This window comes from Rhodococcus sp. IEGM 1406 (genome assembly GCF_030056745.1).
Lineage (GTDB): Bacteria > Actinomycetota > Actinomycetes > Mycobacteriales > Mycobacteriaceae > Rhodococcus_F > Rhodococcus_F erythropolis.
Window position 1 is genome coordinate 189,942 of record NZ_JASHKO010000001.1, and the last position, 21,262, is coordinate 211,203.

The 21,262-nt window shown below is 62.2% G+C and carries 24 protein-coding genes; 14 read left to right on the forward strand and 10 right to left on the reverse strand.

The window, feature by feature from the left end; genetic code table 11:
- Nucleotides 1-3: 3 nt before the first annotated feature.
- Nucleotides 4-948: a GlxA family transcriptional regulator gene (locus QM596_RS00895; protein WP_019745972.1), complete on the reverse strand. Its 945-nt coding sequence runs from the start codon at nt 946-948 to the stop codon at nt 4-6.
- A gap of 205 nt (nt 949-1,153) precedes the next feature.
- On the opposite strand from QM596_RS00895, the gene QM596_RS00900 reads away from it, so the two are divergent.
- The 4 genes from QM596_RS00900 (at nt 1,154) to QM596_RS00915 (ending at nt 4,129) form a co-directional block, all read left to right on the forward strand.
- The gene (locus tag QM596_RS00900; RefSeq protein ID WP_283307823.1) at nt 1,154-1,828 is read left to right on the forward strand and encodes a DJ-1/PfpI family protein; all 675 of its coding nucleotides are present in this window, start codon (nt 1,154-1,156) and stop codon (nt 1,826-1,828) included.
- A 34-nt stretch (nt 1,829-1,862) separates the two neighbouring features.
- Nucleotides 1,863-2,333, forward strand: coding sequence for a DUF2269 family protein (locus QM596_RS00905; protein ID WP_195790985.1), 471 nt, complete (start codon nt 1,863-1,865; stop codon nt 2,331-2,333).
- 82 nt (nt 2,334-2,415) lie between these two features.
- Entirely contained in the window at nt 2,416-3,081 is a 666-nt protein-coding gene (locus tag QM596_RS00910; protein WP_195791048.1) for a HEAT repeat domain-containing protein, read from the forward strand.
- A 13-nt stretch (nt 3,082-3,094) separates the two neighbouring features.
- Nucleotides 3,095-4,129 (forward strand): MerR family transcriptional regulator, encoded by a 1,035-nt coding sequence (locus QM596_RS00915; protein WP_283307824.1) that lies wholly within the window; start codon nt 3,095-3,097, stop codon nt 4,127-4,129.
- Nucleotides 4,130-4,173: 44 nt separating this feature from the next.
- Here QM596_RS00915 and QM596_RS00920 read toward each other — a convergent pair whose 3' ends face one another.
- Nucleotides 4,174-4,545, reverse strand: coding sequence for an SdpI family protein (locus tag QM596_RS00920; RefSeq protein ID WP_021333274.1), 372 nt, complete (start codon nt 4,543-4,545; stop codon nt 4,174-4,176).
- Nucleotides 4,546-4,901: 356 nt separating this feature from the next.
- Here QM596_RS00920 and QM596_RS00925 point away from each other — a divergent pair, with 356 nt between their 5' ends.
- Complete coding sequence (locus QM596_RS00925; RefSeq protein ID WP_283307826.1) at nt 4,902-5,396, forward strand: hypothetical protein; 495 nt, start codon at nt 4,902-4,904, stop codon at nt 5,394-5,396.
- Nucleotides 5,397-5,528: 132 nt separating this feature from the next.
- Entirely contained in the window at nt 5,529-6,023 is a 495-nt protein-coding gene (locus QM596_RS00930) for a DinB family protein (RefSeq protein ID WP_283307828.1), read from the forward strand.
- Between the two features lie 33 nt (nt 6,024-6,056).
- Here QM596_RS00930 and QM596_RS00935 read toward each other — a convergent pair whose 3' ends face one another.
- The 4 genes from QM596_RS00935 to QM596_RS00950 form a co-directional block, all read right to left on the reverse strand.
- Nucleotides 6,057-6,518 carry a DUF6389 family protein gene (locus QM596_RS00935; RefSeq protein WP_283307830.1) on the reverse strand — a complete coding sequence of 154 codons (462 nt, stop codon included), beginning with the start codon at nt 6,516-6,518 and terminating at the stop codon, nt 6,057-6,059.
- Nucleotides 6,519-6,748: 230 nt separating this feature from the next.
- Complete coding sequence (gene dmpG, locus QM596_RS00940; RefSeq protein ID WP_020909650.1) at nt 6,749-7,777, reverse strand: 4-hydroxy-2-oxovalerate aldolase; 1,029 nt, start codon at nt 7,775-7,777, stop codon at nt 6,749-6,751.
- Nucleotides 7,774-8,718, reverse strand: a complete 945-nt coding sequence (locus QM596_RS00945) for an acetaldehyde dehydrogenase (acetylating) (RefSeq protein WP_020909649.1) — start codon at nt 8,716-8,718, stop codon at nt 7,774-7,776. Before QM596_RS00945 ends, dmpG begins: the two co-directional genes overlap by 4 nt.
- A complete protein-coding gene (locus QM596_RS00950) occupies nt 8,715-9,542 on the reverse strand; it encodes a 2-keto-4-pentenoate hydratase (RefSeq protein ID WP_283307832.1) in 828 nt (275 codons plus the stop codon). The genes QM596_RS00945 and QM596_RS00950 overlap by 4 nt, the downstream gene beginning before the upstream one ends.
- A 69-nt stretch (nt 9,543-9,611) precedes the next feature.
- On the opposite strand from QM596_RS00950, the gene QM596_RS00955 reads away from it, so the two are divergent.
- Nucleotides 9,612-10,373 carry an IclR family transcriptional regulator gene (locus QM596_RS00955; RefSeq protein ID WP_020909647.1) on the forward strand — a complete coding sequence of 254 codons (762 nt, stop codon included), beginning with the start codon at nt 9,612-9,614 and terminating at the stop codon, nt 10,371-10,373.
- Here QM596_RS00955 and helR read toward each other — a convergent pair.
- Entirely contained in the window at nt 10,335-12,557 is a 2,223-nt protein-coding gene (helR, locus tag QM596_RS00960) for an RNA polymerase recycling motor ATPase HelR (protein ID WP_283307833.1), read from the reverse strand. The two genes, QM596_RS00955 and helR, sit on opposite strands and share 39 nt — an antisense overlap.
- A 271-nt stretch (nt 12,558-12,828) precedes the next feature.
- Here helR and QM596_RS00965 point away from each other — a divergent pair, with 271 nt between their 5' ends.
- The 4 genes from QM596_RS00965 to QM596_RS00980 all read left to right on the forward strand — a co-directional run bounded on the left by QM596_RS00965 (nt 12,829) and on the right by QM596_RS00980 (nt 16,393).
- Complete coding sequence (locus tag QM596_RS00965; protein ID WP_283307834.1) at nt 12,829-13,293, forward strand: hypothetical protein; 465 nt, start codon at nt 12,829-12,831, stop codon at nt 13,291-13,293.
- Between the two features lie 177 nt (nt 13,294-13,470).
- Nucleotides 13,471-13,707 carry a microaggregate-binding protein 1 gene (gene mbp1, locus QM596_RS00970; RefSeq protein WP_003943084.1) on the forward strand — a complete coding sequence of 79 codons (237 nt, stop codon included), beginning with the start codon at nt 13,471-13,473 and terminating at the stop codon, nt 13,705-13,707.
- Nucleotides 13,708-13,850: 143 nt separating this feature from the next.
- Nucleotides 13,851-16,019, forward strand: coding sequence for a catalase (locus tag QM596_RS00975; protein ID WP_283307835.1), 2,169 nt, complete (start codon nt 13,851-13,853; stop codon nt 16,017-16,019).
- A gap of 104 nt (nt 16,020-16,123) precedes the next feature.
- Entirely contained in the window at nt 16,124-16,393 is a 270-nt protein-coding gene (locus tag QM596_RS00980) for a DUF7218 family protein (protein ID WP_020909642.1), read from the forward strand.
- Nucleotides 16,394-16,450: 57 nt separating this feature from the next.
- Here QM596_RS00980 and QM596_RS00985 read toward each other — a convergent pair whose 3' ends face one another.
- Nucleotides 16,451-16,735, reverse strand: a complete 285-nt coding sequence (locus QM596_RS00985) for a hypothetical protein (protein ID WP_037120632.1) — start codon at nt 16,733-16,735, stop codon at nt 16,451-16,453.
- 181 nt (nt 16,736-16,916) lie between these two features.
- Here QM596_RS00985 and QM596_RS00990 point away from each other — a divergent pair, with 181 nt between their 5' ends.
- Both QM596_RS00990 and QM596_RS00995 read left to right on the forward strand, forming a co-directional pair.
- The gene (locus QM596_RS00990; protein ID WP_283307837.1) at nt 16,917-18,065 is read left to right on the forward strand and encodes a glutamate--cysteine ligase 2; all 1,149 of its coding nucleotides are present in this window, start codon (nt 16,917-16,919) and stop codon (nt 18,063-18,065) included.
- Nucleotides 18,066-18,142: 77 nt separating this feature from the next.
- Nucleotides 18,143-18,670, forward strand: coding sequence for a CinA family protein (locus tag QM596_RS00995; protein ID WP_046379577.1), 528 nt, complete (start codon nt 18,143-18,145; stop codon nt 18,668-18,670).
- Nucleotides 18,671-18,678: 8 nt separating this feature from the next.
- Here the strand turns inward: QM596_RS00995 and QM596_RS01000 are convergent, their stop codons facing one another.
- Entirely contained in the window at nt 18,679-18,891 is a 213-nt protein-coding gene (locus QM596_RS01000; RefSeq protein WP_021346022.1) for a hypothetical protein, read from the reverse strand.
- Between the two features lie 72 nt (nt 18,892-18,963).
- The gene (locus QM596_RS01005; RefSeq protein WP_223258012.1) at nt 18,964-19,662 is read right to left on the reverse strand and encodes a TetR/AcrR family transcriptional regulator; all 699 of its coding nucleotides are present in this window, start codon (nt 19,660-19,662) and stop codon (nt 18,964-18,966) included.
- 219 nt (nt 19,663-19,881) lie between these two features.
- On the opposite strand from QM596_RS01005, the gene QM596_RS01010 reads away from it, so the two are divergent.
- Entirely contained in the window at nt 19,882-21,252 is a 1,371-nt protein-coding gene (locus tag QM596_RS01010; RefSeq protein WP_019745950.1) for an MFS transporter, read from the forward strand.
- Nucleotides 21,253-21,262 lie beyond the last annotated feature (10 nt).

A 21,262-nucleotide genomic window follows, 5' to 3' on the forward strand; every position in this document is an offset into this window, starting at 1 on the left:
CAGCTAGCGCGACGTTCGAAACTGCGTCCGGTATCGCTGTGGACTGGTGCCGACCAAGTCTCGGAAGCGTTCGCGGAACGTGGTGACGGCATTGAATCCGACTTGTCCCGCAACACGTTCGATGGAGTGGTCGGTGGTCTCGAGCAGAAATTGCGCTTGACGGAGCCGCGCGTGATGGAGCCACTGCAACGGCGTCGTACCGATTTGTTCCTGGAAGCGGCGGTTGAGCGTGCGAGTGCTCATCGTTGCCTTGGCTGCGATTGTCGTGATGTCGAGTTGCTCCCCGAGGTTCTCTTCCATCCAGTTCAGTAGCGGCCGAAGGGTTGTCCCGCTGGGCACGGGAGGTTCGTGGACGATGAATTGTGCTTGCCCTCCGGCACGTTCGAGCGGCATCACGCTCAGCCGCGCCGTGTCGGCGGCGACCGCGGACCCGTAGTCCTGACGGACCATGTACAGACACAGGTCGAGTGCGGCCGCGGCGCCGGCGGAAGTCAGGACGTGCCCGTTGTCTACGTAGAGAACAGCGGCATCGACGTCGATGGCCGGGTGCCGGCGGGCCAACTCCGACGCAGCCGCCCAGTGCGTCGTCGCGCGAAGTCCGTCGAGCAAGCCTGTGTCGGCGAGTGTGAATGCACCGACGCACAGTGAGGCGATGCGCGTGCCGCGATCCGCGGCAGTTCTGAGGGCGTCGATGATCTCGGGGTCGATCGGCACGTCGAGATCGGCGGTGCCCGGGATGATGATCGTGCTTGCCTGGGCGAGACGTGACAGTCCGTGCGGTACTCGCATCGTGAACGTTCCGGTCTCCACCTCCTCGGTGAGCGCGCACACGGAGGTCCGGTACGCCGGTGCACCTGAGGGGAGCCTGCATCGTCCGAAGACTTCGAGGGGTGCCGCCAGGTCCATCGGCACCACCCCGGGCAACGCGAGAACTGCAACGTCATGCATGTCTGAAACGTAGCGTATGTGGCGCGAGATTCGGTGATCTCGTGTCTTGAAATATCCTCTCAACTGGTATTTCACAGAATGTGTGAGGTTGGCTGAAAGCCGTCGAAGGTTGGCTTTCAGCCGTCGCCATAGAGGTCAACTTCCTCCTACTGTCGTGGGAACAGCGACGTGCACAGGAGCGCGTCGCACAAAATCGGAGGTTGCAGTGCACGCGCAGATCGTGTTGTTCGACGGATCCGATCCCATGGATGTCGTGGGTCCGTACGAGGTGCTTTACGCCGGGGGTCTCGCCAGCGGTGGGGCGTTGAGCGTCGAACTCGTCAGCGCGGAGGGGCCTCGGACCGTCGTGAGCGGAAGTGGTGAACTCGCGATGACCGCCACTGCAACCCTCGATGTCGAACACGCGGATCTGATCATCGTTCCCGGAGCATCGGGTCTCTTCGAACCCAATGCGGACCAGCCGGGTTCCAGCTTGCCGGAAAGACTCGCGGCCACAACGGAAACCGAACTGCCTGTCATGATGCGCCGTGCACTCGACGATCCTGGTGTGCTCGTTGCGACCGTCTGTGGAGGATCATTGGCGCTGGCGATGGCGGGGCTTCTCGAAGGGCGCCGCGCCGTGACGCACCATCTTGCCGTGGACGCACTGGCGGCCGGCGGTGTAATTCCGATCCAGGCGCGAATCGTCGACGACGGTGACCTGATCACCGCCGGCGGTGTGACATCCGGTCTCGACCTGGGCCTGTACCTGTTGGAACGATGCCTCGGGCCTCGGATAAGTCTCGAGGTCGAAGCGCTCTTCGACTACGAGCGTCGAGGAACGGTGTGGTCGGCGAAGGGCGCCGAGCCTGTAATCACCTTCGCGCCGGACGCCGCGTGAATACGCTTGTGCGTACCGAAACGCGAGAAATCCCATGACCGGAATCCTGCTGTCCCTCCATGTGATTGCGGCCATTCTTGCCATCGGCCCCGTCGCTGTGGCGGCGAGTATGTTCCCGGTGGCGAGCCGCGCCGCGCTCGCCGATCCGGACAGCGCCAGTGTTGCGACGACGGGCATGCTGCATCGCATCGTTCGGGTGTATGCCACGATCGGCATTGTCGTTCCGATGCTCGGTATCGCCACCGCCGTCAATCTCGGAGTGCTCGGTGACGTGTGGATCCTCACCTCGATCGCACTCACCGTCGTTGCCGCCGTGATACTCACCGCGGTCGTGCTTCCCGCCCAACGGCTGACAATGGCGGCGATCGAAGGAACCGGGTCCGTTGTGGACGTCGCAACGCGGCTCACCCGTCGGCTGGGCACTGCGACGGGAATCTTCAATCTGCTCTGGGTCGTTGTCGTCGTGCTGATGATCTTTCGGCCAGGATCGACAACCGGCGTGTGATCCGAGGCGACATTTCACGTGTCGGAGGCAGTGACGCTTGACCTTGACACAGTGACAAGGGTTCCACTGGTCGGTGAAGGAGGTGGTTGTCGTGAACACAACCAACCACGGTGGGCAGCATGCTCACCTCGTCGACGCCGTGGCCGCAGCAGATCCCTCGGTTCGACTGCGCGCCGCGCTTGCGGTCGGCACACGCCCGGATCCTCAGTTGACGGATGCCCTGATCGATCGGTGCGCCGTCGAGCCGGACTTCTTCGTCCGCGACATGCTGACCTGGGCGTTGTGCCGCTTGCCGGCCGAAATCACGGTGCCGAGGCTGATCCGTGAGCTCGGGTCCGATGGCTCGCAAGCCCGCAGTCAGGCGCTCCACACTTTGTCCAAGATCGGCGATCCGATCGCGTGGCCCGAGGTCTCTGCGCTGGTCCACGACCAGGACGACGAGGTTGCGCGCAGTGCGTGGCGCGCGGCTGTGGCTCTCGTGCCGGCGGGAGACGAGGGCGCACTCGCGGCCGATCTGGCCACAGAGCTCGGGCGGGGTGAACTGCAGATGCAGCTCAGTCTGAGCCGCGCCCTGACCGGGCTCGGCGAGGCCGTCCTCCCGGTGCTCGACGCGGCCGGTACGAGCCCGATTCCGCGTGTCCGAGCGCATGCTGATGCTACAAAGCAACTCTGGCACGACCCCGACGGTGGATTCGCTCTCTCACACGAGTTGGCGAAGCGCGTCGCGGCAATCGGCCCGGACGCGTAGGAAGGGGAGACGGATGTTGATCGGCGAGGTGTCGCGGCGTTGTGGTGTCAGCACACGGATGCTGCGTCACTACGACACTTTGGGGCTGGTGAAGCCGACGGGCCGCACGTCCGGTGGCTACCGCGAGTACTCCGCTGACGACATCCGTCGCCTCTTCCACGTCGAGAGCTTGAGGACATTGGGGCTCTCGTTGAACGAGGCCAAGCGTGCCCTCGACGAACCAGACTTCGCACCGGCCGATTTGGTGGGTGAACTCATGCAACACACTCGGCAACGGATCGCGGCGGAGGAGGAATTGCTGACCAAACTCGAAAGGGTCGACGCCACCGCCCCTTCGGAGTGGGACGACGTCCTGCGCATGGTCTCGCTGTTGCGTGCACTCGAATCCGAGTTCGCCGCCCACCGTCAGCAAGCGATCCTCTCGCAGGACGCGAATGCGGCATTGCCGGTCGACGCACTCGTCGAGGCCATCCTGTCGGAGAGGGATGCCAACGTGGCGGGAGCGTTGCAGTGGGCGTTGGCGAGGACCGAAGGTGCGGGCCTTGCAGGTCTGACGAAGGGGCTCGAATCGGAGGACGTCGAGGTTCGACGCCGCGCGACGTCGGCCATATCCGGGATCAACACCGAGGAAGCAACTCGGTCTCTGAAGCGAGCTCTCGATGATTCGGACGCGATAGTCCGCGCCGACGCCGCTCTCGCCCTCGGATCCCGCGGAGAGGCTGTCTCGATGTCCGCTCTCCTCGAGATGGTCGCCGACGGGCGCCGCGACGTCGAGGCAGGCGAGGTGCTCGGTCTTCTCGCGGAGCACTCACCGACAAGCGGTGAGGTCGTCGATGCCGTGCAGGCAAGGCTCGACGGCACTGACGACGCCCCGACGAGGTTGCGAATTACGCAGGCGCTCGCCGAGATTCCCGGCGCGGCAGCACGCGAAGCGCTCGCCAGGATCACCCACGACGACGACAAGACGGTCGCGTCCACTGCAGCAGCGATTCTCGAGATGCGCGATCGAGGACCACGTCGGCGCGAACGACCGCGCATCGGGGACTGAAAGCCGAGATCCAAGGCGCGTCTGACAGCGGCGGGGTCAGGCGGTCAACGCTGCAACGACTTCGCCGCGGCGTTGCCCTTCACTCCTGCAAAGAGCAGGAGAAGGAGCACCGCAAGAAACACGACTGTTGAGGTGACAGCCGACACCACAGATCCGAAACCTGTCACGACGCCGATGGCGACCTGCATGCACAGTCCCGCTACGGCAGTCCACATCGTCCGGCGCAGAAGCGGCTGCGCACTCTGATGTGCCAACTGCCACGCCTCTCGACTCGCGATCGTCGCCTTCGTCCGTATGCCGACAACGGGATTCGGTTCATCACCGACGAGTCGCGGCATGAGCCCAGCAACGAACGCGAGGATAAGCGTCGACGACGTCAGTGAGACCGTCAGACCCAGTAAGTCAGCCGATTCCATCCGTCCAGCCCCCAATCGGCAGATGTTGACGCAGCGGACATTCCAGTCTGGGGTGCCGCCGGGACACCCCGACTGTAAGCCAACGAATGCATGTGCAGCTATTCGGGTGACGCATTTTCACGCTTTGTCGGATGGACTGTGAGACTCGATCTCGGACTGACTTTCAGACCGGCCTAGTGCGGATCACCCACGCAGAAAAGGTTTCCCACCGGATCCGCGAGAACGTCCCAGGATGATCCACCTGCCTTATGGTGCTTGAGATCGAAGTCGAGATGAAGTGTATTCCTCACTCGCGCTGCAGAATCGGTCCGACCACCACGTGGCAAGCTATGGTGATCAACGGATAGGGTTCTTACGTGGTGGATCAACGGCGACAGAGTTTGAGACGCAGGTACCTGAGCCTCGGCCTCGGCGAACTGGCTGCCGCGGCCGTATTTGCCGCTGTGGCGGTCGGTGTCGTGATGCCCCGGCTCGAAGGTTCGCAAGACTCCGCGGCGTTGTGGGCGGCGCTGGCCCCACTGCTTGTGATCCTCGTGCAAGCAGGTGTCTATTGGCTGCTTGCGCGGGGCCGGGTCGAGTTGGAGTCGATGCCGGCCCGCCTCGCAGCGCTTTACCGCGTGTTTCGGGTTCTCGATGTTCTCTTGTTGGCGATAGCTCTTCTCGGCGTTGTCATCTGGTTACCAGATCACTCCGGCGCGGCGGTGGGCGTCGTGGCGGTGTGGGCTTTCGGCGTCGTCGAGTACGTCAATTACTTCGTGGCTCGTCTCGCCTATCCGCTGCGGCGGTGGCCTTTCGAGGTCGGCAAGTGGCGGAGACCCCAACTTGTGCGCGACCTGAGCTCGGCACGCTGACACCGGCAACCAAGTTGTCTTTGCTGTAGCGGCAAAATTTGATGCGGGATCGGAGTGAGTTCGGAAGGATCGGTTCTGCCCATCCAGGAATGAAGCCTCTTCATCGTTCTTCGCCGAGGAAGGAGAACCACCATGGCAACGTCGCGTCGCAGCCGCCGAGATGCCCCACCACCCCGGACAGGGAATAGCGAGGCAGCCACACTGCGAGCGTTTCTCGACTACCTCCGTGATTCGATTGCCGCCAAGGTCGAGGGTGCTCCGGAACCTCAGGTGCGCACCACAATTGTTCCGTCGGGAACAACCTTGCTCGGGCTGGCCAATCATCTGACCTTTGTCGAACGATCGATGTTCCTTGCAGAAAACGTGACGGATTGGAAAGCGACGTTTCAACCGTCATCGGAAGACAGCGTGGAGGGTGTCGTCAGTCGCTATCGCGAGACGGTCGAGCGCGCCAACGCAGTTCTCGACGGATGCACAGATCTTGCCGCGCCCATCCCGCGACCGGGGGCGAAACGACCCGCTCCCAGTGTCCGCTGGGCGCTCGTGCACATGATCGAAGAGACCGGACGCCATGCCGGGCACGCTGACATCCTCCGCGAATTGATCGACGGTTCGACCGGACGCTGACGCTGCAACGTGTTCGCCGATGCTTCCGCGCTTTCACCGAGGCGAATGTCCACGGCTGATCTCTGGGCCCACGAGTACAGCGTCGACAGTTCCGTCGGGAGTCGTTACTTCCCAGGGTAGTTCGGTGGCGGTCGAGGGAATGAGCCCGTCGATCCATTTGGCCACGACACCGACGACCACTTTCTCGAGTTCCCCACGTGACCACTTTCGCGGTCGATGCGGAACCGGCGGTTCCCAGCCCTCCTCGCCCCAGATCACGCCGAATAGCTCTCTCTCGTCACCGATCTGCTGATTCAGACTGAATGCGTCGGGACCCTCGAATCGTGCCCAGACGCCGAATGTTCCCTCGCCGTCTTGGTCGAGCGAGACGTCGATGACGATCCCTTCGGTGCGCGGGGTTGCCCCGTTGTGGATCGCAGCCAGTCGATCGCTCACTACCCCCGACGCGGTATCGAGGACAGATCTCAATTTGTCACGGTATTCGGTAGGTTCCACGAGCTCAGCATATCGAAGGTATCACCCTGCAGGTCTTGCATCGATGAAGCTGGTTCCCTGAATTCGTCTGTAGCGGATAAGTTTCTACCCTGAGCGACAGAGATGTCGTGCGACGAACTTTGCCAGCTTTTCGAGTGCCGTGTCGGTGGGCTCTCTCGGCTGAAATGGCAAGTCCCGCCCCCGTCCGGAGACGGGAGCGGGACTCGGGTATCAGCGAACTCGGCAGCGCGTTAGACAGCTTCCTTTGTTGCCTGCGCTGCAAGGGTGAGTGCGATGTCGACGATCATGTCTTCCTGGCCACCCACCAGACGGCGGCGGCCGGCTTCGAGAAGCAGTGTGCGAACGTCGATTCCGTAGCGCTCCGAAGCGGCCTCGGCGTGGCGCAGGAAGCTCGAGTACACGCCGGCATAGCCGAGCGTGAGGGTCTCTCGATCGACGCGAACCGGCCGATCCTGCAGCGGACGGACGATGTCGTCGGCGGCATCCTGCAAGGCGAACAGGTCGCAGCCGTGCTCCCACTCCTCGATGTTCGCAACGGCGATGAAGGCTTCGAGGGGGCAGTTACCGGCGCCGGCACCGTGACCGGCGAGCGAAGCATCGACGCGGGTGACGCCGTTCTGCACTGCGACAACGGAGTTGGCAACCGAGAGCGAGAGGTTCTCATGCGCGTGGATACCGATTTCGGTGCCCTCGTCGAGGATGTCGCGGTATGCGCGAACACGATCCGCGACGTCGTTCATCACCAGACGTCCACCCGAGTCGGTGACGTAGACGCAGTGCGCGCCGTACGACTCCATCAGCTTGGCCTGCTTCGCCAGTTCTTCGGCCGGCGCCATGTGGCTCATCATCAGGAAGCCCGAGACGTCCATGCCGATCTCGCGGGCGGTTTCGATGTGCTGCGCGGAGACGTCGGCCTCGGTGCAGTGCGTGGCAACGCGAACCGAGCGAACACCGAGGTCGTAAGCGTGCTTGAGTTCACTGATCGTGCCGACACCCGGAAGCAGCAGCGTGGTGAGACGAGCGTGCTCGAGTACCTCGGCCGCTGCTTCGATCCATTCCCAGTCGGTGTTCGAGCCGGGGCCGTAGTTGAGCGAGCCGCCGGCGAGGCCGTCACCGTGTGCAACTTCGATCGCGTCGACGCCGGCAGCATCGAGAGCTGTGACGATCCGCTTGACGTCGGTGGGCGAAATACGGTGGCGGACAGCGTGCATGCCGTCGCGAAGGGTGACGTCCTGGACGAAGATCTTGCGGTTGCTCACTTGGTTGCTTCCTTCTGCTGGGCGATGCGCTCCGCGATCTGCATTCCGGCGGACGTCATGATGTCGAGATTGCCGGCGTACGCAGGCAGGTAGTGTGCAGCACCCTCGACCTCGAGGAACACCGACACCTGATGGGTAGGGCGATTGCCGTCGACGAGCAACGTCTCGACGGGCTGGTCGGCCGGGATCTCGGTGATCTGGACTTCCTGCTTGAGGCGGTAGCCCGGAACATAGGCGGAGACGTCGCCGACCATCTTCTCGATGGACTGACGGATCTCCTCGTGAACAGCCGGGTCCGGGGCGTCGACGAGGCAGAACACCGTGTCGCGCATGATGAGCGGCGGCTCGGCGGGGTTGAGGATGATGATGGCCTTGCCGCGGCGGGCGCCGCCGACTGCCACGATCGCCTCGGATGTGGTCTCGGTGAACTCGTCGATGTTGGCGCGCGTTCCGGGACCGGCGGACTTGGAGGCGATGGACGCCACGATCTCCGCATACGCCACCGGGACGACCCGAGAAACAGCCGCAACCATCGGGATCGTGGCCTGGCCACCACACGTCACCATGTTGACGTTGGGTGCGTCCAGGTGCTCGTCTGCGTTGACGGCCGGCACGACGTACGGGCCGATGGCGGCAGGCGTCAGGTCGATCATGCGCTTGCCGAGGGGAGCCAGCCGCGCGTTGTTGGCGACGTGAGCCTTTGCCGAGGTGGCGTCGAAGACGATCTCGATCTCGTCGAAGTTCGGCAGACCGATCAAACCCTCGACACCTTCAGCCGTGATCGGCACGTTCAGACGCGCTGCGCGGGCGAGGCCGTCCGACGCCGGGTCGATGCCGACCATCGCGCCCATCTCCAGGTAGTCGGAGTTGCGCAGCACCTTGATCATCAGATCCGTGCCGATGTTGCCCGATCCGATGATCGCGACCTTGACCTTGCTCATGCGTTGTCCTCTTCGCTGGAAAAACTGGTGGTGACGGAACCGAACCCGGAGACGGTCACGGTGACTTCGTTGCCTGCGGTGACCGGTGCCATGGGGCCGAGTGCGCCGGACAGGATCACCTGGCCTGCAGTCAGCGGCTGCCCCAACTCGCGCGCCGTGTGGGCGAGCCAGACGACTGCTTCGATCGGATCGCCCAGGCAAGCGGTTCCGACGCCGGTGGACACCTCGGTGCCGTCGACGGACATCGACATGACGACGCCGGCGGGTTCCACCTCGTCGAGGGTGCGGCGTTCGGTTCCCAGGACGTACACGCCCGAGGACGCATTGTCGGCGACGGTGTCACCGAATTTGATGTCCCACGACTCGATGCGGCTGTCGCAGATCTCGATCGCTGCGACGGCGTAGTCGATCGCGCCGCGCACCTGCGCACTGTCCAGCGGTCCGTCCACGAGGTCGGCACCGAGCACGAAGGCAACTTCCGCTTCGACCTTGGGCTGGATCAAACGACTCATGGGGATGGTGCCTCCGGCGGGGAACTCCATGTCGGCGTACAGAACGCCGAGGTCGGGCTGGTCGACGCCCAGCTGTTGCTGGACTGCCACCGAGGTCAGGCCGATCTTGCGGCCTACGACGACGGCACCCGCCTGCCGACGGATTTCATCGACGCGGCGCTGGACAGCGTAGGCAGCGACGAGGTCGTCGGCGCCGATCAGATCGCGCACCGGTGCGCAGGGAGTACCGCTCGCGATGGCGGCTGCGAGGCGGTCAGCAGCAGCTGAGATGTCCGTCTCGCTCGCTGTACTGGTATTCGTGGGCTGGCTCATGGCCATTACTTTCGCCGTGGCGCCGAGATTGCGCCAGGGAACTGTCTCACTCAGCGATACGCTGGGCAGGTGACTGGCGGCGCAAACCTCGACACCGTGCTCGGCAAGGCGGTGACGATCCTGCGTGCCTTCCGGGCTGACGACCACGTGTTGCCTCTCGCCACCCTGGTCCAACGGACCGGACTGCACAAGGCAACGGTGCACCGCCTGGCCAACGAACTGGTCGCGAACCGGCTACTCGACCGAATCGACGGTGGCTACCGGCTCAGCGGCGGCCTCTTCGAACTCGGCATGCTCGCCTCCCTCGAACGCAGCCTCCTGGAGATGGCGATGCCGTTCCTCCAAGACTTGTACGAGCGGACCCACGAGACAGTTCACCTGGGGGTCCGCGACGGCCACGACGTCGTATACGTCGCGAAGATCGGCGGACACCGGCAAGCCAACTCGCCGTCCCGGACCGGTGGCCGGATACCGCTGTATTGCACCGCAATCGGCAAGGCACTCCTGGCATTCTCCGACAACGAGTTTCGTCGCGAGGTGCTGTCGGAACCGATGACGCGCCGAACCCCGCACACAATTGTTGCGCCCGGCATTCTCAATACCCAACTGAACCGAGTGGTCGAGACCGGTATTGCGTTCGAGCGCGAGGAATCAGCGCCGGGTCTCGCGTGCGTTGCGGCGCCGGTATTCGGGACCAACGACAAACCCGTCGCCGCCATCAGCGTCACCGGTCCCACCAGTCGCTTCGTTCCCGAGAGCCAAGTGCCTTACGTTCGCGCCGCTGCCGAAGGCCTACACAGCACCATCGCTCGCCGCGAACGCTTGCGGTGATCTGGCCGTCCCGGCATGGACGAGCCCGGTCAAGGCCTGAGGCAACGGCCCGTCGTGTAAGACGCCGAGACGTTGGGTTGCGCGGGTGAGGGCGACATAGAGTTCCGACGCGCCGCGTGGGCCGTCGGCGATGATTCGCTCCGGTTCCACGACGAGCACGGCATCGAACTCCAGACCCTTCGTTTCCGAAACAGGCACAGCGCCCGGCACATCCGCAGGTCCGATGACGATGCTCGTACCTTCGCGCCCGGCCTCGTCCTGATTGAATTCGTCGATGGCGGAGGCTAGTTCGTCGGCGGATATTTGTCTGGACCACGGCGCGATCCCGCAGGCGCGGACGGACTCGGGTGGCTGCACGTCCGGCGCGAACTCGGCGAGCAGGGCGGCGGCGACGCTCATGATCTCGGCGGGGGTGCGGTAGTTCACCGACAGGGATCGGTAGATCCAGCGGCCGGGAACGTACGGCTCCATCATCGTCGCCCACGAGCGGGCACCTGCGGGTGAACGGCGTTGCGCGAGATCACCTACCACCGTGAAAGATCGGTCTGGGCAGCGGCGCATCAGGACTCGCCAGTCCATCTCGGACAGCTCTTGGGCCTCGTCGACCACGATATGCCGGTACGTCCAGTCTCGGTCAGCAGCAGCGCGTTCGGCGAGTTCCCGGGTATCGCGTTCGACGAAACGATCCGCCAGGTCCTCGGCGTACAGCATGTCCTGGGCGAGAAGGTGATCCTCGTCGTCCATCAGATCCTCGCGGCTGATCATCATGTCCAGCACGCCCGCTGCATACGCGGCCTCGTCGCGGCGTTCACGTTCGGCACTCTGGTCGACGGGCTTGTCCCGGCCGAGCATGTCCACCAACTCGTCGAGTAACGGAACGTCCGAGACAGTCCAGGCGTCACCGTCCTGGCGAAGCAGCTTCTCGTCCGCGCCTGCCGCGCGTAGTCGCGCGGGAGAAGTAAACAGCTGTGTCAGTAGCTCTTTCGGAGTCAGGATCGGCCAGAGCGTGTCGAGCGCCGCGGTAAATGCGCTGTTTTCCACCAGCTCTGCGGTCAGGTCCGTCCGCACTTGCTCCCAGGCTTCACGGTCACTGCGTGTCAACCACCCCTTGCCGATCCGCGCTATCGCCCGTTCGGTCAGCGCCCAGGTGAGGATTTCGGTGAACACAGTGCGTGCGTCGTTGTGGGGGAGTCCGCTCGAACGGGCTTCTTCTCGGGCCCACTCCGCGGTTTCGGCGTCGATCCGCACCGTGACGTCCGCCAATTCGATCAACAGTGGGTTCTCGGGCAATTGCTGGTGATCGGCAATCGCTGCGCCGAGAACATCCAGGATCTTCAGCGAACCTTTGAGCCCAGCGGCCTCCGGAGTGTCCTCGGAGGTGACGCGTAGACCGGGAACGAGATCACCGGTGGTCATGAACACCACGTCGGACTCTCCCAGCGAGGGCAGTACGCGGCCGATGTGGTTCAGGAACGCCGGGTTCGGCCCGACCACGAGAACGCCGTGACGTTCCATCCGCTCTCGCTGGGTGTAGAGCAGGTAGGCGACGCGGTGCAAGGCGACGACGGTTTTCCCGGTACCTGGGCCACCTTCGATCACCAGCACCCCGGGGTGTTCGAGTCGGACGATGTCGTCCTGTTCGGCCTGGATGGTTGCCACGATGTCCCGCATTCCCTCACCGCGGGGTGCGTTGACTGCCGCGAGCAGGGCGGAATCGCTGTGCGTGTCGTGTTCTACGCCGTCGGGGCGCCCGAGTACCTCGTCGGTGAAATCGACCACGCGTCGACTCCGGGTGCGGAACTGACGGCGTCGACGCATGTTCTCCGGGTTGGCAGCGGTGGCAACGTAGAACGCGCGAGACGCCGGCGCCCGCCAATCGAGAAGCGCCGGTTCGTAGTCGTTGTCCGCATCGAGAAGGCCGATCCGGCCGATGTAGGAGGTCTCGCCCGAAAGCGAGTCCAACCGGCCGAAGCACAGTCCGTTGTCGGCTACGTCCAGCCTTTTCACCTCTTTGGCAAGTGCGCGCACCTCGGCGTCGCGTTCCATGAGTGCTTCGCCATTTCCGCGCAGAGCGGTGTTGTACCTGCCTTTGACTCGGGCGCGCTCCGCATCGAGGCGTGCGTAGAGCCCCTCCACATAGTTCCGCTCGGAACGCAGTTCTTCTTCGTATCCCTGGGTTGGCACGTGCCCTCACTTCCGCTGGCTGTTCCGATCCCGTAGTCGGTCGTGCGGGATCGGAAGAGCCATTCTGCGGCACTACCCGGGCCTTGCCGCAAGGCCCCCAGTGGGATATATATTGATAGTGGAAGGGAGTGTTGAGCCTCCCTCACAGTTCCTGTAACAGATCCCTCAGACTGACGTACGGCTCCCAGCCTGGTCGATGTTTGGACCCTGAACGCCACGGGTACAAATCTAGTGGCCGGTGTTCCAAAATCGGTTGCCCTCATGAACTTACGTGGATCGAGGGATTGTGAAGGCGATACTGGCAACGGCCGCAAGCATCCTTCTGGTGGTTGCCTTGGCCGTTGCCATCTTGCTTTTCCTTTCCGGATCTCCGCGCGAAAGCACCTCACACGAGCTTGCCGATACGGTGCACACGATCGGCGGAAAGCCGACCACCTGCAGCGAGTTGTTCGGCGAAACGTGCAGCTTCGCTTTGCAGTCGGACTACAACCAGTGGGGACAAGACCTCGACAGTTTCGTCAATGCGGGAACTCTCGGTCCCTTCGCCCGCAGCATCGGTTTCGTGGCGGAGGCAAAGCTGAGCCTGCAAGCATGCGAGGTCAGCGCCGCAGTTGGTCGGACGATTCTCGATTTCTACACTCTCGCCGAGATCGACCATCCTGCGGCAACCACCACCGATCTCTTCCCCTTCTGGAACGAGTCCCGCCAATTCCTGTGCCCGGTAAACAGTTTCTGAGAACGGTTGATCGTTACTCGAGGAACGACCTCGTCGTTCGGCTACGACGAGTCATGGTCTGCGCCTGGTCGGTGCACGGATGTTTATGCGATTTTCGACGGGGTAGGGCCTTCTGTGTGGGAGTCCTGTCTGTGTGGGAACCCTGAGCGAGAATCCGAAACGTATTGGAGGGTCAACGTGCCAGATGACAAGAGCGGTCCCAGCGAGGGAATCAAAGGCGTAGTAGAGGACGTCAAGGGTAAGGCCAAGGAAGCCGTTGGTGCGGTTTCCGGAAACGACAGTTTGACCCGAGAGGGCCGCGCCCAGCAGGACAAGGCCGAAAGCCAGCGAGAAGTCGCGAAGAAAGAGGCGGAAGCCGAGAAGGCTCGCGCCGAAGCGGCCGCAGACGAAGCGCGACAGAAGTCCGAGCAATAGCCCTGACGCACTCGTCACCCTCGGCCTGGGATTGATCCCAGCCCGAGGGTGAGTCGTGGCTCCGCGTTCAGTTTGAAATCTCTACTTACTTATGGCGTAACAAGATTCGTGCGCCCAGCATGACGATCAAGAGGAGCTGTTCGATGCCTTCATCTCAGTCCGTCCCAGGTGCACCGGCCCCGAAAGCGCCGGACCTGAAAGAACCGGTCAAGCCTCGACAGCCGTTGCCGCCCAAGGACGACCAGCGGCAGCCGGAGGTGCGTACCGTCGCGGGTGCCGAAGAGAAGGTGAAGGGAAATGGACGTGGCCAGCGGGGGGAGTACCTCACCACCGCCACCGGTACACGGCTTTACGAGACCGACCACTCACTGACCGCAGGCGAGCGGGGCCCGACTCTTCTGCAGGATCACCATCTGCGTGAGAAGATCACACACTTCGATCACGAGCGAATTCCGGAGCGTGTCGTCCACGCCCGCGGGGCGGCCGCGCACGGCACGTTCCTGGCGAATGGCGCAGCCGAAAACATCTGTAAAGCCTCGTTGTTCGCTTCAGGTGCCAGAACCCCGGTATTCGTACGCTTCTCGACAGTTCTGGGTTCACGCGGTTCGGCGGATACCGTCCGAGACACACGCGGCTTCGCCACCAAGTTCTACACCGACGAAGGTGTCTTCGATCTGGTGGGCAACAACATCCCGGTGTTCTTCATTCAGGACGGAATCAAGTTCCCGGACATCATTCATGCCGCGAAACCCCATCCGGACCGGGAGATTCCGCAGGCGCAGAGCGCGCACGACACGTTCTGGGATTTCGTGTCGCTGCACACCGAGGCCACGGCGCACACATTGTGGAACATGTCCGATCGAGGCATCCCGCGCTCCTATCGCATGATGGAGGGCTTCGGCATTCACACGTTCAGGCTCGTGAATGCCGACGGCGAGACGAATCTGGTGAAATTCCACTGGAAGCCGGCCGCCGGAGTGCATTCACTCGTGTGGGAGGAAGCGCAGATCGCCGGCGGTGTGGATCCGGATTTCCATCGACGCGATCTTGCCGACGCCATCGAGGCCGGCGCATATCCGTCCTGGGATTTGGGCGTGCAGGTGTTCCCTGATACCGAAGACGAAATGTTCGAAGGCATAGATCTATTGGATCCCACCAAGATCGTGCCCGAAGAACTAGCGCCGGTTCAGGTCATCGGAACGATGACACTCGACGCCAATCCGACGAACTTTTTCGCCGAGACCGAGCAGGTTGCATTCCATCCGGGCCACTTGGTTCCGGGCGTCGACATCACCAACGATCGTCTCCTGCAGGCGCGTTTGTTCTCGTACCTCGACACCCAGATCACGCGCCTGGGTGGCCCCAACTTCGACCAGATTCCGATCAACCGTCCTCACGCGCCTGTCAACGACATGCTTCGCGACGGCTTCCATCAGGACGGTGTGCATGCCGGAGTCGCGCCGTACCATCCCAATTCGTTGGACGGTGGGTGCCCGTTCATGGCCTCGGCGGACAGCGCGGCCTATATCGAGGTGCCCCAGGAAGTTTCAGGGCGCAAGGTGAGGCAGGCGCCGGCATCGTTCGACGATCACTTCTCGCAAGCTCGACTCTTCTACCGCAGTCTCTCCCCTGTCGAACAGGAGCACGTTGCGCAGGCGTATACCTTCGAATTGGGCAAGTGCTACGAGGAGAACATCAAGACCCGGAATCTGGGCATCTTGGCGAACATCGACGCGGGCCTCGTGTCGATTGTCGCAGGAGGGCTTGGCCTTCCGGTTCCCGAACCGACGGAGCCGTTGAGCGATCCGGAGCTCAGCCCTGCACTGTCTCAGGTTGGCGCGGAATGGCCGGTAGACGGAAGGATCATCGCGCTACTGGTCGACGAGAACTCCGATCTCGACACCGTGGTCGCCATTCGAGACAAGATCTTCGACGCCGGCATGGTGCCGCTGATCCTCGGCCCGCACGGCGGAACCATCGGGGACGGTGACGACGCGGTGACGGTGCAGCGAACGTACCTCACAGCTCGTTCGATCGAATTCGATGCAATCCTGCTGAGCGGCGACGTTTCTCGGATCGGCGAGGGCAAGTTGGATCCACGGGTGGAGACTCTGCTGAACGAAATGTATCGTCACAGCAAGGCAATTGGTGGTTGGGGTGAGAGCATGAGTGCGCTGGCTGCCGCCGGTATCGACGAGTCTGCATTGGGAGTCGTCGTCGATGCTGACGCGGAAGGAGCCCTCGCCTCACTCGCTCAGCTTCTGAAGACGCACCGCGTGTGGGGGCGTTTCGAGGTGCCGCCCACATCCTGAGTGCCGGCGTACGTTCGAACTTGCGGTGTGGCCGAACTGCCAACTCGGCCACACCGCAAGTTCGGCCACACCGTCGGAGTGAAGACGAGTGAAGGGACGAAACAGTGGCTCGCAAGGACTCACAACCTCAACTCAAGGATCAAGAACTCTACGAAGAGCTACGTGAGAAGGGCGATTCCAAGGAGAAGGCGGCTCGAATCTCCAATGCGGCCGCCAATCGAGGGCGGTCGACTGTCGCCAAGTCCGGCGGACAATCTTCGCCGTACGAGGAGTGGACGGTCGACGATCTGAAGAAACGCGCCAAGGAACTCGATCTGCACGGGTACTCGAAACTGAACAAGGGTGAGCTGATCGAGAAACTCCGCGATCACTGAGCCGGATTCTGCTCGAGTTGTATTCTGCTTGTGCAGAATACAACTCGAGCGTTCGGTTCAGTGCCCTTCTTGATCGAAGAGTTCCTGACCTTCCAGTCGCTTGACCCGACGGTGTTCCATCAAGATGGCCAGTGTTCCGACGACGAAGGACACGACGCACACCGCGCCGGCGATGACTGCCCATCCGCGAAATCCGTAACCTGCTGCCACCAAGGTCAATCCGAGTGTTGCCAGACCCAGCCCGATCAGCAGGTATCCGGGATAGTTGCGCCCGTCGCTGATTGCCTCCCCGACGTGCGATCGATTGGTGTGTTCGTCATCTACCGGTGAACTCCCGCTCATGTTGGTCACGGCGCACTCCGTCCTTCGCTCATGAAGACTTGCGATTCTTCGCTCGTCGTCGGTTCACAGGGCAACTACCCGATCGATGGGTGAATGAAACAGATGGAGTAGTGCCGAAGTGCGGAGAAAGCCGTACGCTCGAAGTATCGGGTGTGGAGGAAAACCGGTGCGAGGAAGGCCTATGAATGGGAAGCCGACTCCTGACCTATTCTCGGTAGGTACACCGACTCTCGGTGTCGAGGAGGAGTTTTTGCTCTGCGATCCGCAGACTGGGCGTCCCAGTCTGCGCAACTCCGAGGTTGCTGCTGCCGGGCGAGAACTCGGTATCTCGTTGCAACTCGAACTCACACGTTGTCAGGTGGAGACTTCCACTTCGATCGGCAGCCACATTCGTGACCTTCGTGACCAACTCTGTGAGTCTCGTGCCCTCACCGCCGATGCCGCTGCCCGCGTGGGATGTCAACTCATCGCTGTCGGAACGCCTTTCTACGATCCACCGGTCGACGAGATCACGCAGAAGTCGCGGTACCAACGGATGGCCGGTCAATTCGGTGCAATCACCGAAGGTGTGATGTGCGGTTGCCACATTCACGTGGGTGTCGAAGATCGAGAACGATCGGTCCAGATCATCAATCATCTGCGTCCATGGTTACCAACTTTGTTGGCATTGACGGCGAACTCCCCGATCAGCGAGGGACGCGATACCGGTTATGCGAGTTGGCGTTACGTTCTGTTCGGCAGATGGCCCAGTTCGGGTCCGCCACCCTTCTTCGAGTCCGTGGGGCACTACGAAGATGCCGTTGCAGCGATGCTGGAGACGGGGGTCATTCTCGATCCGCACATGGTCTATTGGGACGTGCGCATGTCGGATCACCTTCCCACCGTGGAGATTCGGATCAGCGACGTGCCCGCCACCGTGGAGGAGACGATGACTCTGGCCACACTGGTGCAGGCACTCGTCGGCACCGCATCCGCTGCGATCACCAAACGTGAGGTTGCGCCTGCCGTCGATCAGGAGCTACTCCGCGCGGCTTGCTGGCGTGCAGCACGCGACGGACTCGACGGCAGGTCGCTGGACGTGGAATCCGTGCGCTTGCTGACTGCACACCAGGCGGTTCGGCGATTGGTGGATCATGTCGAACCTGCTCTGACCGCATTCGGAGAGTTCGAGCAGGTCACGGCTTCCTTGGACAAGGTCTTCAGCAACGGAAACGGGGCGATCGTGCAGCGCCGGCAACTCGCACGCCGGTCACGGGTGGCCGATGTGATCGACGAGTGCGCCCGACGCACTTTCGAAGGGTGCAGTTCACAAGGTGGCAGTGAGCTGTAGGGCACGGTTGGAATTGGCATTCCAAGACTTCCAATTTCTTATCGAGGTCACCGATCGGACAGCAGGAGGAGCAACATATGAATGGCGATCCACGACCCGAGCTTGCGTCGGACAAGGATCTCGACGATATGTGCAGGCAGTTGGCCGCAGTAGTAGAGGAACACGGTCTGTCGGTGGCGACGGCGGAATCGTTGACCGCCGGGAACATCGCCGCACATCTAGGAAAGGCGCCGAACGCCGGTTCCTGGTTTTGTGGCGGGATCGTCGCATATACCCGAGCGGTCAAGCATTCCGTTCTTCATGTTCCTGACGGCCCAGTCGTCTGCGAGGACGCTGCTCGGGTCATGGCACACAGCACTGCCACACTGTTCGGCGCGACGTTGGCACTGGCGGTCACCGGCGAAGCCGGTCCGGATACCCAGGAGAACGTCCCACCGGGAACTGTGTGGTTCGGAGTCGTCGATCATGGGACCGCTGAAACAGAGAAGCAGGTTTTCTCAGGTGACCCCGAAGCTGTCCTGGGGGCGACCGTCGAGCATGCGATCGGTCTACTTCTGCGTCACGCGTCCGGTCGTCGCACGCCAAGTTCGACAGGCGTGGTGTAGTCGAGAATTCAACTGTTCGAACGATTCTTGTGATGTCCCTTGTGTTTCGCAGGAGCCTGAGCAGTAGGAATCAGACGGCCGTCGGCCGTGTATTTCTCGACTACAAGGTGCTTGCTGACGCCTCGATTGGCATCCACGGCGCACGCGATTGCTTGCTTGTCGGAGTCGAAAGGTTCCTCGGTCGAGGAGCCGTCGGGCATCGTGATCTTGTACCGATCCATACATCGACTATTGCGGGTAGATCCGCCTCCGGCAACCGTCCTCACACAAAGGGCTAGGGATTCCTGGCCTGATTACAGTTCGGACTGGCGTACGAAGTCGCTCTGTGCGTGGGTGCCCCAAATTTCGGAGGACTGAGTCTCGGGTTCGCTGTCCAGCTTTCGAACTTCGTGAATGAATTCCACTCCGTTCAGTTCGTCGGACGGAACCGACAGAAGCTTGCATGTGGTGCTGACGAAAAATCGCTGGACATCTTCCAACTCGAGACGCCCACCGGGCCGGTACCAGTGCGCAACCCCGGTGCACATCTCCAGTATCGCGAGTCGGCTCAATGCCAGATCTTCGATGTCGAAGGCGCCCACGCGTTGTCCGCGTTCGAGGATCTGTCCGAATAGAAGCTCGTACTCGTCGCGCAGCGTCTGCAACTCGATGCGGTTGTCTCCGGTCAATCCGCGCATCTCGTACTCGGCGACGCGGGCAGTCAGTTGGTTGACAGCGGTAATGCCGACGTGCGACGACACCAGGCCGGCCAGCTGGACCACGGGATCGGCGCTGCGGCGCATCGCCCGCTCTCCCGACTGTGTCAGCTCGTCGAGGCACGACCGAATGATCGAGGCCAACAGTGACTCTTTGCTGCCGACGTAGTGATAGAGCGTTGCCGAGTTGATGCCGGCTTCTGCTCCGAGTTCACGAATGCCGGTAGCGGCGAACCCTTTCGTCGCGAACAGCGTGACTGCCGCCCGTTGAACGCGCCCCAGGTCCATGATCCTCATTTCGGTTGGTTGCCCAATCATGCTAGCATCGCCGCCGAAATCGACTGACCGTCAATCAATTGATTGATAGCTGCCTGTGTACTGGCAAATTACATATCTATTCATCAATCGATCGATTGAAAAATGCTTGACTGTGCGTTGGGTCACTGCATAGTGTTCTTGTCGAGCCTCCCCCTCGGTGCGCGAGCTAACAGGGCACTCCATACAAGGAGCAATGACATGAACGACGCGAATCCCCCATCTCCCGCAACTGTCGACAGGCCTGCCCTGCGGCGTGTAGCCGGATCAGTTCTGGTCGGCACCACGATCGAGTGGTACGACTTTCAGATCTACGGCGCCTCCGCAGCTTTGGTCTTTGCGCCGCTGTTCTTTTCGGGCGCAGATCCCGCGCTGGCGACGATTCTCTCCTTCGCTACCTTTGCGGTCGGCTTTCTGGCGCGGCCACTCGGCGGTGTTGTGATGGGCCACTTCGGTGACCGCATCGGACGCAAGAAGGTTTTGGTGCTTGCACTTCTCTTGATGGGAGCTGCAACATTCCTGGTCGGCGTCCTTCCGACGTCTTCCCAGATCGGTGTGTGGGCCCCGATTCTTCTCGTTGTGTTGAGGCTGATTCAAGGATTCGGCGTCGGCGGCGAGTGGGGCGGTGCAGTTTTGACTGCTGTGGAGTACGCACCCAAGAATCGCCGCGGCTTCTACGGCAGCATGCCGCAGGTGGGTGTGCCCGCCGGCCTTCTGCTGGCGACGGCCGTCATGTTCGGCACCAAGGCGCTCACCGGAGACCAATTCCTGGTGTGGGGATGGCGAATTCCGTTCCTGCTGAGTATCGCTTTGGTTGCAGTGGGGCTGTACATTCGCACGGCGTTGGAAGAGACTCCGGCATTCGCTCGCGTGAAGCAGCAGAACACCGCGGTCAAGATCCCGATGGTCGACGCGTTCAAGAACTATCCTCGCCAGATCATTCTTGCCGCAGGTTCGATGATCAGCACCGGCGCCTACTTCTACATCCTCAACACCTACAGCCTGACGTACGCCGATCAATTCGATCTGCTGTCCGGAAACCTCATGCTCGGCGCGGTCATGGTGTCCGCGCTCGTTGCCGTCATCTTCATTCCGATCTTTGGTCAACTGTCCGAAAAGTTCGGCCGACGCCGGATCCTGATGGTCGGGATCACCGGCATGGGTCTGTGGGTCTTCGTTGCATTCGCCGCGATAGATACCGGCAACTTCTGGATCACCACCGGCGCATTGGCGGTCGGCGCCTTCATGCTCAGCATCTCGTACGGGCCGCAGGCGACGTTCATCGCCGAATTGTTCGACGCCCGGGTGCGCTACAGCGCGGCCTCGATCGCTTTCCAGATCGGTGTGCTCTTGGGTGGAGCAATCGCGCCGATGGTCGCGGCCATGTTGGTCCGCGCGACAGGTGGATCGTTCGCGGTGGCTGTGTATATCGCTGCCCTGTCGGTGATTTCGCTGATCAGCGTCTACTTCGTCCGTGACACCGACCTCGACGAAGGAAGCCGCGACATGTACATCGATGACAACGGGGCCTATCTACCGCCGGTCGATCAACGCTCAACGGTTGTCAACTAGTAGAGGAAAC